We start from the raw sequence: 12761 nt of genomic DNA, 5'->3' as shown, positions 1-12761 counted from the left end.
TGCGGCCATTTAAGGGGCGGTTAATGGCGGGGGTGAAAAACCTCCTCGCTTATCCCCGCAGCGCGCCGTGACGGCGCCGCGCGATTGGGATAAAGCGGAAAGCTCGGCTCGCTTTTGGGCCGCAAGAATTCAGGCCGCCCGGTATCTGGCATGAGCACGCTCCGCATTCCCAAGGGTCATCGCACCATCGGCGAGCCGTTTCTGGGCCGCCTCATGAAGGCCGAGGTCCTCGACATCGCCAAGGCCCATGCGGGACGCGAGGTGGATCTTCGACGCGCGGTGGTGGCCCGCCTGAAACAAGCCCTCTGCGATGGGAATGTGGAGGCAGAGCGCCTGCTGATGGAGGACGGCTGCGGGCGCTGCTGCTCGGTGCGCCTCTCCTCGCTCCAGGATGCGATCATCGCCGCCGTTCACGAAGTGGCGACCACGGTGCTCTACCCCATCGACAATCCCTCCCGCGCCGAGCGCATGGCGGTGGTGGCGGTGGGCGGCTATGGGCGCGGCATGCTGGCGCCGGGGTCGGATACCGACATTCTGTTCGTGCTGCCCTACAAGCAGACCGCCTGGGGCGAGAGCGTCGCCGAGGCCATGCTCTACATGCTGTGGGACCTCGGCCTGAAGGTGGGCCACGCCACCCGCTCGGTGGAGGAATGCCTGCGCCAGGCGCGCGCCGACATCACCATCCGCACCTCGATCCTGGAGGCGCGCTTCCTGGTGGGCGACAAGGCCCTGTTCGAGGATCTGGAAACCCGCTTCGACAAGGAAGTGGTGGAAGGCACCGCCACCGAATTCGTCACCGCCAAGATGGCCGAGCGCGAGGAGCGCCTGCGCAAGGCGGGCCAGTCGCGCTATCTGGTCGAGCCCAATGTGAAGGACGGCAAGGGCGGCCTGCGCGACCTGCATACGCTGTTCTGGATCGCCAAATACGTCTACCGCGTGCGCTCCACCGGCGAACTGGTCTCCAAGGGCGTGTTCACCCGCGATGAAGCCCGGCTGTTCACCCGCTGCGAGGATTTTCTCTGGTCGGTGCGCTGCCACCTGCATTTCCTGACCGGACGGCCGGAGGAGCGCCTCTCCTTCGACCTGCAGCGCGAAATGGCGCAGCGCCTCGGCTATACCGAGCATCCCGGCCAGCGCGACGTCGAGCGCTTCATGAAGCATTATTTCCTGGTGGCGAAGGACGTGGGCGATCTCACCGCCATCCTTTCCGCCGGGCTTGAGGCGCGCCACGAGAAGCCGGTGCCCGGCCTCAAGGGCATGGTGGACCGCCTGCGCAGCGGCACCAAGCGCACCAAGCTGAAGGAGAGCGCTGACTTCGTCATCGACACCGAGCGCCTCAACGTCGCCGACGATCAGGTGTTCGTGCGCGACGGGGTGAATTTCCTGCGCATGTTCCACATCGCCGACAAGCGCAACCTCGCGCTGCATCCCGATGCCATGCGCCTGGCCGCAAGCTCGCTTTCCCTGATCGACCAGAAGCTGCGCGAAAATCCGGAGGCGAACCGCCTGTTCCTGGAGATCATCTGCTCCAAGAACACGCCGGAAACCGTGCTGCGGCGGATGAACGAAGTGGGTGTGCTGGGCCGCTTCCTGCCGGAGTTCGGCAAGGTGGTCGCCATGATGCAGTTCAACATGTACCACCATTATACGGTGGACGAGCATTTGCTGCGCTGCATCGGCATCCTCTCGGAGATCGAGCGCAACACCAATCCCGAAAACGCGCTCGCCAACGAGCTGATGGCGACGCTGAAGCCCCAGCGCCACCTGCTCTATGTGGCGCTGCTGCTGCACGACATCGCCAAGGGCCGGCCCGAGGATCATTCCATCGCCGGTGCCCGGGTGGCGCGGCGCGTGTGCCCGCGCCTCGGCCTCAGCGCGGCCGAGACGGAGACCGTGGCGTGGCTGGTGGAACAGCATCTCGTCATGTCCACGGTCGCTCAGTCGCGCGATCTCTCGGACCGCCGAACCATCGAGAATTTCGCCGCCGTGGTGCAGAATCTCGACCGCATGAAGCTGCTGACCATCCTCACCACGGCGGACATCCGCGCGGTGGGGCCGGGCACCTGGAACGGCTGGAAGGCGCAGCTCCTGCGTACGCTCTATTATGAAACCGAGCCCATGCTGACCGGCGGCTTCTCGGAGGTGGATCGCGGCAAGCGCGTCAAGGTCGCCCAGGCCCAGCTGCGCCATGCCTTGAGCGACTGGAGCGAGGAGGATGTAAGTGCCTATTCGGCGCGTCATTACCCCTCCTATTGGCTGCGCACCGATCTCGACACCAAGGTGCGCCACGCGCGCTTCATCACCGAGATGGAAGCCGCCGGGCAGACGCTCACCACCCATGCCGATGTCGAGCCGGCACGCGGCATCACCGAACTGACGGTGCTCGCCCCCGACCATCCCAAGCTTCTGTCGGTGATCGCCGGCGCCTGCGCGGCGGCGGGGGCGAACATTGTGGATGCGCAGATCTCCACCACCACCGACGGGCTGGCGCTGGACACCATCGCCATCCGCCGCGCCTTCGACCGCAACGAGGACGAGGAACGCCGCGCCCAGCGCATCCGCGTCTCCATCGAGAAGGCGCTGACCGGGGAAGTGCGCCTGCCGGAAGTGATGGCCCGCAAGCTGCCCAAGGCGCGGCGCACCTTCTCGGTGGAACCGGAAGTGACGGTCAACAATGCCTGGTCGAACCGGCACACGGTGGTGGAGGTGTCCGGCCTCGACCGGCCCGGCCTGCTGTTCGAACTGACCAACACCTTGTCGCGGCTCAACCTGAACATCGCCTCGGCCCATGTGGCGACGTTCGGCGAGCGGGCGGTGGACGTGTTCTATGTCACCGACCTGATGGGCGCGAAGATCACCGGTGCGGCGCGCCAGTCGGCGATCCGGCGCGCGCTGATCACGGTGTTCGAAGGCTCGTTCGACGAGGAAGAGCCGCCGCGCCGCGCCATCCCCGCCTGAGGCTGCGGCCGGGTGCGCTCACGAAAGCCTAAGGCGCCGCACAAACCACCGTACCCCCTCTCCCCGCGGGGGAGACGGTTGGGGTGAGGGGCCGGAGAAAGTCTTATTCTGCGATGCGCGCCCTCACCCGTCCGCTGCGCGGCCGACCTCTCCCCGTGGGGGAGAGGTGAGGGGCCCCCTGGGTCGGGACGAGGGGGCGGGTGAGGGGGCCATCAAAACAGATCGGCCGGGACAAGCCCGGCCGATGGAACGCGTTTTCGCGGAAGATGAGGCGATCAGCCGCCGGCGATGGGCAGCGGGATCGGCGCGGCGCCGGCCATGGCCCGCAGGGGGCGCTCGGTGACGGCGGTATTGACCCGCGGCAGATCGAGCCGCGACCACACGTCGTTCAGGGCTTCCGCCAGTTGGGCGATCAGCTTGTCGTCGTGATGGGGGGTCGCGGTGATGCGCAGGCGCTCCGTGCCGCGCGGAACGGTCGGATAATTGATGGGCTGAATATAGATACCGTGTTCGGCCAGGAGCACGTCGCTCGCCGCCTTGCACGCCTTCGCATCGCCGACCATCAGCGGGATGATGTGGGTGGGCGTTTCCATCTGCGGCAGGCCGGCAGCCGCGAGCGCGGCCTTCACCTTCGCCACCTGGGCGCGCTGGCCGTCGCGTTCCGCCTGCGAATTCTTCAGGTGCCGCACGGAGGCCGTGGCGGCGGCGGCGACCGCCGGCGGCAGGGCGGTGGTGAAAATGAAGCCCGGCGCATAGGAACGCACCGCGTCCATCACCACGCGCTTGCCGGTGAGATAGCCGCCGATCACGCCGAACGCCTTGCCGAGCGTGCCCTCGATCACGTCCACCCGGTGCATGACGCCGTCGCGCTCGGCAACGCCGCCGCCGCGCGGGCCATACATGCCAACCGCATGCACTTCGTCGAGATAGGTCATGGCGCCATAGCGCTCAGCGAGATCGCAGATGGCAGCGATGGGGGCGATGTCGCCGTCCATGGAATAGACGCTCTCGAACACGATCAGCTTGGGCCGATCACCCGCCGCCTGGAGCAGCTCTTCGAGATGGGCAAGGTCGTTATGGCGGAAGATGGCCTTCTGCCGCCCGCCGCGCCGCACGCCCTCGATCATGGAATTGTGGTTCAGCTCGTCGGAGATGACCACGCAATCGGGGATCAGCTTGACGATGGTGGAGATGCCCGTCTCGTTCGAGACATAGCCGGACGTGAACACGAGGCCGGCATCCTTGCCGTGCAGATCGGCGAGTTCGCGCTCAAGCTGGACGATTTCGTGGCTGTTGCCGGAGATGTTGCGCGTGCCGCCGGCCCCGGCGCCGCGCTTCGACACCGATTCGCGCATCGCCTCGATGACCACGGGGTGGCAGCCCATGCCGAGATAATCGTTGGAGCACCACACCACGATTTCGCGCGGGCCGCCGGCGGAATGCCAGATGGCACGCGGGAAACGCTCCGCCTTGCGCTCGATCTCGGCGAAGGTCCGATAGCGGCGCTCGCGACGCAGGGCGTCGACAGCGACGCTAAAGAATTGATCGTAGTCCATGGAAAACCCAGTCAAGGGGTGCAACACAAGGCGAAGCTCACCGGCGAACGCGAATTCTTCTAATCTTAGATGGGCACATTGCTCCCTCCCTTGACCTCGATCAAGGGGTGTGCCTGACGCGCGGCGATCCAACGCATTTTATGCATTCATTTTGGCAGTTTTCGCTCGCGATCCCGTGAACACACGCCTCGCGGGTGCAAGCGGTGCAAACCCTTGGCGCGCAAACGTTCAGTCGCCTAAGAAATGCGGCTCAATTTGGATCAAATTTCATCAAATTGCCGCTTGCGAAGGCGGGCGAATTCTCATAAATCCACCCCTGCCCAATTTCGCACGTGCCTGTGGTTGCGTGCCGATCGGCGGAAGTCCGGACAAGAGGCCGGAAAGCCGCCAGGACGATCGGTAGCCGGAGGGAACCGGCCCACCCTGCTCTCAGCAGGGGACGTGACTTGAAGCAACGACGTAAGGGCTTTTTTGGTCTCGGTCGGCCCTCCAAAGGTCGGCGTTACTAAAGAGGCACTACATCTTGCCGGCCGTACGGAGTGGGACTTCCCTCTCCAAGCGCGCGCATTTCTAAACGCACCCTTGTCGCGGCTCGCGCCGTGGCCGGGAAGGAGATGCCGTTCGGTTCGATGATGCGGCCGGTTTGTGACCGGCGAAGCGGGTACGGCCCGTTGGGAGAATGGCGCGTCCAAACCGCCCTTGTCCCGCGTGTGCGTGCCCCGGGCAGGCCCCGACTCGCGGCGATGGCGCCGCAGAAAGGCCTTCCCGTCCTGTCGTCGCGCGGGCAACCGCGCTTCACGAGGCTTCAGGTCACGGAGGACACCATGACCGATCGCATCCGCGAATTTCTCAAGACCCGACGCGAGGACGGACCCTGCGTCGTTGTCGATCTCGATGTCGTGCGCGCGAACTATGCGGCGTTCAACCGTGCGCTGCCGGACACCCGCGTCTTCTATGCCGTGAAGGCGAATCCCGACGCCGCCATCCTCGCGGCGCTGGCCGGACTCGGCTCCTGCTTCGATTGCGCCTCCACCGGCGAGATCGACATGGTGCTGGCCGCCGGAGCGGGCGCCGAGCGCATCTCCTTCGGCAACACCATCAAGAAGGAACGCGACGTCGAGCGCGCCCACAAGCTGGGCGTGCGCCTGTTCGCGGTGGATTCCTACGAAGAGGTCGAGAAGATCGCCCGCGTCGCCCCCGGCGCCAAGGTGTTCTGCCGCATCCTGTGCGACGGGGCGGGCGCCGAATGGCCGCTGTCGCGCAAGTTCGGCTGCGAACCGGACATGGCCGCCGACGTGCTGGAGCACGCCCATCGCCTCGGCCTCACCGCCTATGGCGTTTCCTTCCACGTGGGCTCGCAGCAGAAAAACGTGAACGCCTGGGACCAGGCGCTCGCCTCCGCCGCCGGCATCTTCCGCGAATGCGCCGTGCGCGGCATCTCGCTGGCCATGGTCAATCTCGGTGGCGGCTTCCCCACCAAATATCTTCAGGACGTGCCGGCCGCAGCGGCCTATGGCGAAGCGATCTTCTCCGCGCTGCGCAAGCATTTCGGCAACGAAATCCCGCAGACCATCATGGAGCCGGGCCGCGGCATGGTCGGCAATGCCGGCCTGATCGAGACCGAGGTGGTGCTGATCTCCAAGAAGGCCGAGAGCGACACCATGCGCTGGGTCTATCTCGACATCGGCAAGTTCGGCGGGCTCGCCGAGACCATGGACGAGGCGATCCGCTACCCGCTGCGCACCCCGCGCGACGGCGACGACACCGCCGCCTGCGTGCTGGCCGGGCCGACCTGTGATTCGGCCGACGTGATGTATGAGAAGACCCCGGTGCACCTGCCGGTGTCCCTCGCCATCGGCGACAAGATCCTCATCGAGGCTTGCGGCGCCTACACCACCACCTATTCGGCGGTGTCCTTCAACGGTTTCCCCCCGCTGAAGTCCTACGTGATCTGATCGTCACGCTTCCATACCGACCCGCTGCCCTCGCGTGAGAGGGCGGCCTGTGCCGTGCCGCGCCCCGCCGAGGGGGACGCGATTGCGCGCGGGTCGGCGTCTTTCGGCTGTTCGGTTTTGGCACGGGAGGTGCTGATGACTGAGATCGTTGCTGAAAAATGGGAAGAGGTCGCCGCACGCGAGGCGCTCCTGGACCTGTGCATGGGCCCCGCCCGGTTCGAGAAATCCTCGGAACGGCTGCGGGAAGGCCGCCTGCCGGCCGAGGGATTGTCGCTTGTCGCCCACGGGCCGGACGGGCGCCTCGCTGCGACCGTGCGCCTGTGGCACATCACGGCCGGCCCCGGCAAGCCGGCGCTGCTGCTCGGTCCGCTGGCGGTGCATCCCTGGTTCCGGGCGCGCGGCCTCGGCGGCGACATGATGCGTGCCGCGCTGGCGGAAGCCGAGGCGCGCGGCCATGGCGCGGTGCTGCTGGTCGGTGATGCGCCGTATTACCAGCGCTTCGGCTTTTCCGCGCGCATGACCGGCGGACTCTGGATGCCCGGCCGCTATGATCGCAAGCGGCTGCTGGCGCTGGAGCTTCGGCCCGGTGCCCTGGACGGTGCGCGCGGTCTCATCAGCCCCACCGGCGCGCCGGAGGCAAAACCCTCGCTGGCCGATCTCATCGCCCGTTCGGACGCCGTGAAGCGCACAGCCTGACCCGGCTGCATCGTCCGCCCGGCACCCGTCCTTCGTCTGACATGGCCATCTCCGGACAGATCCGGAGATCCGCGCAACGCCCCAGCCGCGCTCCCCCCGCACCGGCTGGCGGCCGTGCGCGGCTGGTCGGGCTCCCTTGCCCGGCCAGCCGCGCCGAGCCCCGAAACAGATGGCGCGTCAGGAAATGCCGCGCGCCAGCTCCCGCGGATCCGCCATGGCGGTCTTCGCGAAACGCGGCGCCACCACCTCCACCAGGAAATCCAGATAGGCCCGCACCCGCGCCGGCAAATGGCCGCCCTGCCCCACATAGACCGCGTGGGTCGGGTCGGTGTCGCCGGGATTGAAATCCTCCAGCACCGGCACCAGGCGCCCGGCGGCGATATCGTGCGCCACATGAAACATGGAGAGGCGGGCAAGCCCCACACCTGCCAGGGTGAGATGGCGCAGGGTCTCGCCGTCGCTCACCAGGGCGTTGCCCACGGGTGCAAGACGCATTTCCCCGGCCCCGCTCTTCAGCGGCCAGCCCTCGATCTGGCGCAGATAGCAGAAGCCGCTGCGATTGTGCCATTCCAGATCCGCCGGCACCTGCGGCGTGCCCTTCCGGGCAAGATATGCGGGCGATCCGACGATCACCATGCGCGACTCACCGAGCTTGCGCGCCATCAGCAGCGAGCTTTTCAGCGGACCAGCGCGCACCGCAACGTCCATCCGCTCCTCCAGCAGGTCCACCACCTTGTCGGTGAGCACGATATCGAGCGAGACGGCGGGGTGACGGTCCAGGAACTCCGGCAAGGCCGGGATGAGATAATGGGTGCCGAACGGCACATTGGCATTCACCCGCAGGCGGCCGCTGGCGATCTCGCTGGTGGAGGCGCTGCGCTCCGCCTCCTCCAGATCAGCGAGGATGCGCACGGCCCGCTCGTAGAAATCCACGCCCTCGGAGGTGAGTTGCAATTGGCGGGTGGAACGGTTGATCAGCCTTGCGCCGAGGCGCGCTTCCAGCCGCGCCATCAGCTTGCTCACCGCCGAAGGGGTCATCTGGCACACGCGGCCCGCCGCGGAGAAGCCGCCCTGCTCCACCACGCGCACGAACACTTCCATCTCGCCCGAGCGATTGACGTCCAGCCGTGCCATATGAATTCAATTCATAGATGATTTGCTTTACGGCAAGCTAGATCATGCGCGCGGAAACGTCCATTTTTGCTGCAACGCAAAACCCTCGCATGTGGACGTGCCATGCCCCTTGCCCTTTATGCCCTGACCGCCGGTGCCTTCGGCATCGGCGTCACCGAATTCGTCATCATGGGCCTGCTGCTGGATGTCAGCGCAGACCTTGGGGTGACGCTCTCTTCCGCCGGTCTGCTGATCTCCGGCTATGCGCTCGGCGTCGTGGTGGGCGCTCCGGTGCTCACCGTGCTCACCGCCCGCTGGCCGCGCAAAGCCGTGCTGCTCGGCCTCATGGGGGTGTTCACCCTCGGCAATGCCGCCTGCGCGCTGGCGCCCGATTATGCCACATTGATGGCGGCGCGGGTGCTCACAGCCTTCGCCCATGCCACCTTCTTCGGCGTTGGCTCGGTGGTGGCGACCGGCCTCGTGGCGCCCAACAAGAAAGCCTCTGCCATCGCAATCATGTTCACCGGCCTCACCGTCGCGAACATTCTCGGCGTGCCGTTCGGCACCTGGCTCGGCCAGCACTACGGCTGGCGCTCCACCTTCTGGGCGGTGACGGCGGTGGGCGTGCTGGCATTCGCGGTAATTGCGCTGCTCGTGCCCAATACCAAGGGGCAGGAGGAAGCCTCCAGCCTGAGGAATGACATCGCGGTCCTCACCCGCGCGCCGCTGCTGCTCGGCCTCGCCACCACCGTGCTCAGCTGGGTCGGCGTGTTTGCCGCCTTCACCTATATCGCCCCCATGCTGACGCAGATCACCGGGTTCTCGGAAGGGGCGGTCTCACCCATCCTGCTGGTGTTCGGCGCCGGCCTGGTGGTGGGCAATCTTCTCGGCGGCCGGCTCGCCGACTGGCGGCTCGTCCCCACGGTGTTCGCGACCTTGCTGGCGCTCTCGATCATTCTCCTGCTGTTGAGCTTCGCGCTGCACAGCCAGATCGCCGCCGTCGCCTTTGTCGGCTTGCTGGGTGCTGTGGCGTTCGCCACGGTCGCGCCCTTGCAGATGTGGGTGCTGGAAAAGGCGCAGGGCGCGGGGCAGAGCCTTGCCTCCAGCTTCAACATCGCCGCCTTCAACCTGGGCAATGCCATCGGCGCGTGGCTGGGCGGGCTGGTGATCGACCATGGGCCGGGCCTCGGCGCGATCCCTTGGGTGGCGGCGCTGGTACCGCTCGGCGCGATGGCCACCGCATTCTGGGCGGTACGACTGGAGAAAGCACGCGGTCACAGGCCGGCGGCGGCGGCGGCCGCGTGAGCTCCGCCAGATGAGGCGAAGCCGCTGGGCACCTGGCGGAGCGCTCTCGCCCCAGACCTACGCCCTCATTTCAGGATCGGGGCCTCGAACCGCACCCGCCGCATCTGTGTGGTGTCGCCCTTGATGCCGAAGTCGCTGTCGCTGACGAGAATCAGTTCACGCTCATTCAGCACAGCGACGCCCTCGATCTTGGCGGGCAGTCCTTTCAGACGGTCGCTGTCGAGGATCAAAGTCTTGGCGAGCGGCACGACCCCGGCGCGCGGGAAATCACCCTGCGCCAATTGCTCCAGGGTGGGGTGAGCGGCGCCGGTGGTGAAGTCGGCCGGAAGGGGCGTGGCGCCCGCGAGATCGACCAGGAACAGCTTGGTCGTCTTGTCGATGCGCTCCAGCACCAGCAGACGGTCCGGGCCAACCGCCACCATCTCGCTCATCTTCACGTCCGACTGGTCCTGCGTCTTTCCCGTCGCATCGGCCTTGAAGTCGCCCGGCGCGCTGGCGCCATAGGCATAGGAGCCGACCACCGCCCCGGTCTTGCGATCCAGCTTGATCAGGCGCGCCAGCGGCGAGCTGTCGGCGGCCGCCGTGTCGGGATTGGCCAGCGCGCCTTGCATCAAAGCGTAGAGAAAGGCCCCATCGGGCGACAGCGCGAGGCTTTCGATGCCGTGATTGAGATCGCGCAAGGCCAGGATCCCGGGCAGCGCCGGCACAACCTCATAATCCGCGCCCTTCAATCGGTCCGCGAGCCCTTCCGGCACCAGCCGGCGGCGGATCGTACCGTCGGGGGCGATTTCCACCAGCGAAGGGGCATATTCCTCGCTCACCCAGAAGCTGCCGTCCGGCAAGCGAACCAGCGCCTCGGTGTCGAGGCCGGAGGGATCCTTGCCGAGCTCCTCGCCGGTGATGCTGAAGGCCGCCTCGGTGGATTTCAGATCATTGGGCAGGCCGGTGATGGCCTTGCCGGAGCGCCCCTTCAGCGGCAGCGTCTCCAGCACCTCGACCTTCCCGTCCGTGCCGATCCGAAGCTTGTAGATGGTGGGTGTGAAGGCCGGCAGGGGGAAGATTTTTCCCTTCTTGTCGCCTCGGCAGATCGCTTGGGTGCCGAGGCCAGTGATGTCCTTCGGCTTCTTGCAATCAATGTTCGGCCCACGGTCGGTGATCGCCCAGATCACGCCTTCCGGGTCCGACGCCGCGCGGAACAGGCCGGACCCCAGCCCCACGTTCAGATTGAGCGTCTTTCCATGGGGAATATCGACCCGCCCGAGCGGCAGCGGCGGCAGCGTCGGGACCTCCACGCGGGCAGCGGGCAGGACGTCCTGCCCCATCGCCGACAGGGCGAAGCCGAGCGGCAGGCCGGCGAGGGAGAGGATCGACAAACGTAGGACCGACAGCAGCCGCATCACCATCCCCCAAGGCACGCCCATACGCATGCGGCCCACGCGCGGGTCGCGCATGGGCCGCAGTTTAGGTTAAAGGCTCAAATCCACAACCAGAAGACGCACGAGGCGCCCGCGGTCAGGGTCAGATGGTCTGGTTGTAGGCGCCGACTTCCGGATGGGTGCGCAGCACGCCGTCGATTTCCTTGAACATGTCGCGCATGCGCTGTTCGGAAACCGGGCTTTCCACCACCACCACCAGCTCCGGCTTGTTGGAGGAGGCGCGCACCAGGCCCCAGGTGCCATCTTCTGTCGTGACACGCACGCCGTTGACGGTCACGAGATCGCGGATCGGCTGGCCGGTGACGCTGCCGCCCTCGGCCTGGAGCTTCTCGAAATGCTTCACCACTTCGGTGACGATGCCGTACTTGGCCTCGTCCGCGCAGTGCGGCGACATGGTGGGCGAGGACCAGGTCTTCGGCAAAGCCAGGCGCAGTTCGGAGAGCTTCTTGCCCGGGTTGCGGTCCAGCATGTCCAGGACCGCGATGGCGGAGACGAGTCCGTCGTCATAGCCGCGGCCGATGGGCTTGTTGAAGAAATAATGGCCGGACTTCTCGAAGCCCACGAGCGCGCCCGTCTCGTTGACGCGGCGCTTCATGTAGGAATGGCCGGTCTTCCAATAATCCGCCTTGACGCCGAGCTTGATCAGTTCGGGATCGGTGGCGAACAGGCCGGTGGATTTCACGTCCACCACGAAGGTGGAGCCGGGATAGATCTTGGCCAGGTCGCGCGCCAGCATCACGCCCATCTTGTCGGCAAAGATCTCCTCTCCCTCATCGTCCACCACGCCGCAGCGGTCGCCATCGCCGTCGAAGCCGAGCGCCACGTCGGCCTTGTGCTCCAGCACCGCGTCGCGCATGGCATGGAGCATCTCCATGTCTTCCGGGTTCGGATTGTACTTGGGGAAGGAATGGTCCAGCTCGGTGTCGAGCGGCACCACTTCCACGCCCAGCGCCTCCAGGATGCGCGGAGCGAACGCGCCGGCCGTGCCGTTGCCGCAGGCCACCACCGCCTTGATGGGATGCTTCAGCTTGGGGCGGTCGGTGAGGTCCTTGATATAGACCTCGGGGAAGTTCTCCACGAAATGGTAGGCGCCGCCGCCGCGCAGGTCGAAGGCCGCGGAGAGCACGATCTCCTTCAGGCGCGTCATCTCATCGGGGCCGAAGGTGAGCGGGCGGTTGACGCCCATCTTCACGCCGGTCCAGCCATTGTCGTTATGGGAAGCGGTCACCATCGCCACCGCCGGCACATCGAGCGCGAACTGGGCGAAATAGGCCATGGGCGACATGGCGAGGCCGATGTCGTGCACCTTCACGCCGGCGGCCATGAGGCCGGAAACCATGGCGTATTTGATGGACGAGGAATAACCACGGAAATCATGGCCCGTGACGATTTCGGGCTTCACGCCCATCTGGTGCATCAAAGTGCCGAGCCCCATGCCCAGCGCCTGAATGCCCATCAGGTTGATTTCCTTCTGGAACAACCAGCGGGCGTCATATTCCCGGAAGCCCGTGGGCTTCACCATGGGCTCGGATTCATAGGCATATGTATTGGGCGTCAATGCGGGCTTCGGCGTCGGAAACATGAAGAGCTTCTCCGCAACGGCTCTGATTGGTCGGCTGCCGATAGCATGGAATCGGGATGGAAGGCACCGCTCAAGCAGTAGGAAATAAGAACAGTCGGCGCCCCCGACCCAATGCCCTGCGGCGGCGAAGGTTCCGCGCGGGCCTCCAAGTCGCCGCGGC

Annotated in this window: 8 protein-coding genes; 4 read left to right on the top strand and 4 right to left on the bottom strand. The window is 66.2% G+C overall.

Annotated features, from left to right (window positions below):
• Nucleotides 1–150 precede the first annotated feature (150 nt).
• On the top strand, nt 151–2958 hold the full coding sequence (locus V5F84_RS06485) for a [protein-PII] uridylyltransferase (protein WP_394042250.1): 2808 nt from the start codon (nt 151–153) through the stop codon (nt 2956–2958).
• Nucleotides 2959–3233: 275 nt separating this feature from the next.
• On the opposite strand, the gene hemA is transcribed toward V5F84_RS06485, so the two are convergent.
• Nucleotides 3234–4514, bottom strand: coding sequence for a 5-aminolevulinate synthase (gene hemA, locus V5F84_RS06480; protein WP_394042251.1), 1281 nt, complete (start codon nt 4512–4514; stop codon nt 3234–3236).
• Nucleotides 4515–5338: 824 nt separating this feature from the next.
• Here hemA and V5F84_RS06475 point away from each other — a divergent pair.
• The gene (locus tag V5F84_RS06475; RefSeq protein WP_394042252.1) at nt 5339–6469 is read left to right on the top strand and encodes a type III PLP-dependent enzyme; all 1131 of its coding nucleotides are present in this window, start codon (nt 5339–5341) and stop codon (nt 6467–6469) included.
• Nucleotides 6470–6604: 135 nt separating this feature from the next.
• Entirely contained in the window at nt 6605–7165 is a 561-nt protein-coding gene (locus tag V5F84_RS06470) for a GNAT family N-acetyltransferase (protein WP_394042253.1), read from the top strand.
• Between the two features lie 177 nt (nt 7166–7342).
• Here the strand turns inward: V5F84_RS06470 and V5F84_RS06465 are convergent, their stop codons facing one another.
• Complete coding sequence (locus V5F84_RS06465) at nt 7343–8299, bottom strand: LysR family transcriptional regulator (protein ID WP_394042254.1); 957 nt, start codon at nt 8297–8299, stop codon at nt 7343–7345.
• Nucleotides 8300–8401: 102 nt separating this feature from the next.
• Here V5F84_RS06465 and V5F84_RS06460 point away from each other — a divergent pair, with 102 nt between their 5' ends.
• Nucleotides 8402–9583, top strand: a complete 1182-nt coding sequence (locus V5F84_RS06460) for an MFS transporter (RefSeq protein WP_394042255.1) — start codon at nt 8402–8404, stop codon at nt 9581–9583.
• Nucleotides 9584–9648: 65 nt separating this feature from the next.
• Here V5F84_RS06460 and V5F84_RS06455 read toward each other — a convergent pair whose 3' ends face one another.
• Entirely contained in the window at nt 9649–10980 is a 1332-nt protein-coding gene (locus tag V5F84_RS06455; RefSeq protein WP_394042256.1) for an esterase-like activity of phytase family protein, read from the bottom strand.
• A gap of 121 nt (nt 10981–11101) precedes the next feature.
• Nucleotides 11102–12601, bottom strand: a complete 1500-nt coding sequence (locus V5F84_RS06450) for a phosphomannomutase/phosphoglucomutase (RefSeq protein WP_394042257.1) — start codon at nt 12599–12601, stop codon at nt 11102–11104.
• Nucleotides 12602–12761: the final 160 nt, after the last annotated feature.

The organism is Roseixanthobacter liquoris, from assembly GCF_043195135.2.
Lineage (GTDB): Bacteria > Pseudomonadota > Alphaproteobacteria > Rhizobiales > Xanthobacteraceae > NCEH01.
Note: the sequence above shows the minus strand (reverse complement) of the source record. Positions and strands in the feature narration are given on the sequence as shown.

Excerpts from the sequence above, each read along its gene's own strand:
- V5F84_RS06470 (WP_394042253.1), top strand. The coding sequence starts at position 6,605 with ATGACTGAGATCGTTGCTGAAAAATGGGAAGAGGTCGCCGCACGCGAG.
- V5F84_RS06475 (WP_394042252.1), top strand. The coding sequence starts at position 5,339 with ATGACCGATCGCATCCGCGAATTTCTCAAGACCCGACGCGAGGACGGA.
- V5F84_RS06450 (WP_394042257.1), bottom strand. The coding sequence starts at position 12,601 with ATGTTTCCGACGCCGAAGCCCGCATTGACGCCCAATACATATGCCTAT.
- V5F84_RS06465 (WP_394042254.1), bottom strand. The coding sequence starts at position 8,299 with ATGGCACGGCTGGACGTCAATCGCTCGGGCGAGATGGAAGTGTTCGTG.
- V5F84_RS06455 (WP_394042256.1), bottom strand. The coding sequence starts at position 10,980 with ATGCGGCTGCTGTCGGTCCTACGTTTGTCGATCCTCTCCCTCGCCGGC.
- V5F84_RS06485 (WP_394042250.1), top strand. The coding sequence starts at position 151 with ATGAGCACGCTCCGCATTCCCAAGGGTCATCGCACCATCGGCGAGCCG.
- V5F84_RS06460 (WP_394042255.1), top strand. The coding sequence starts at position 8,402 with ATGCCCCTTGCCCTTTATGCCCTGACCGCCGGTGCCTTCGGCATCGGC.
- hemA (WP_394042251.1), bottom strand. The coding sequence starts at position 4,514 with ATGGACTACGATCAATTCTTTAGCGTCGCTGTCGACGCCCTGCGTCGC.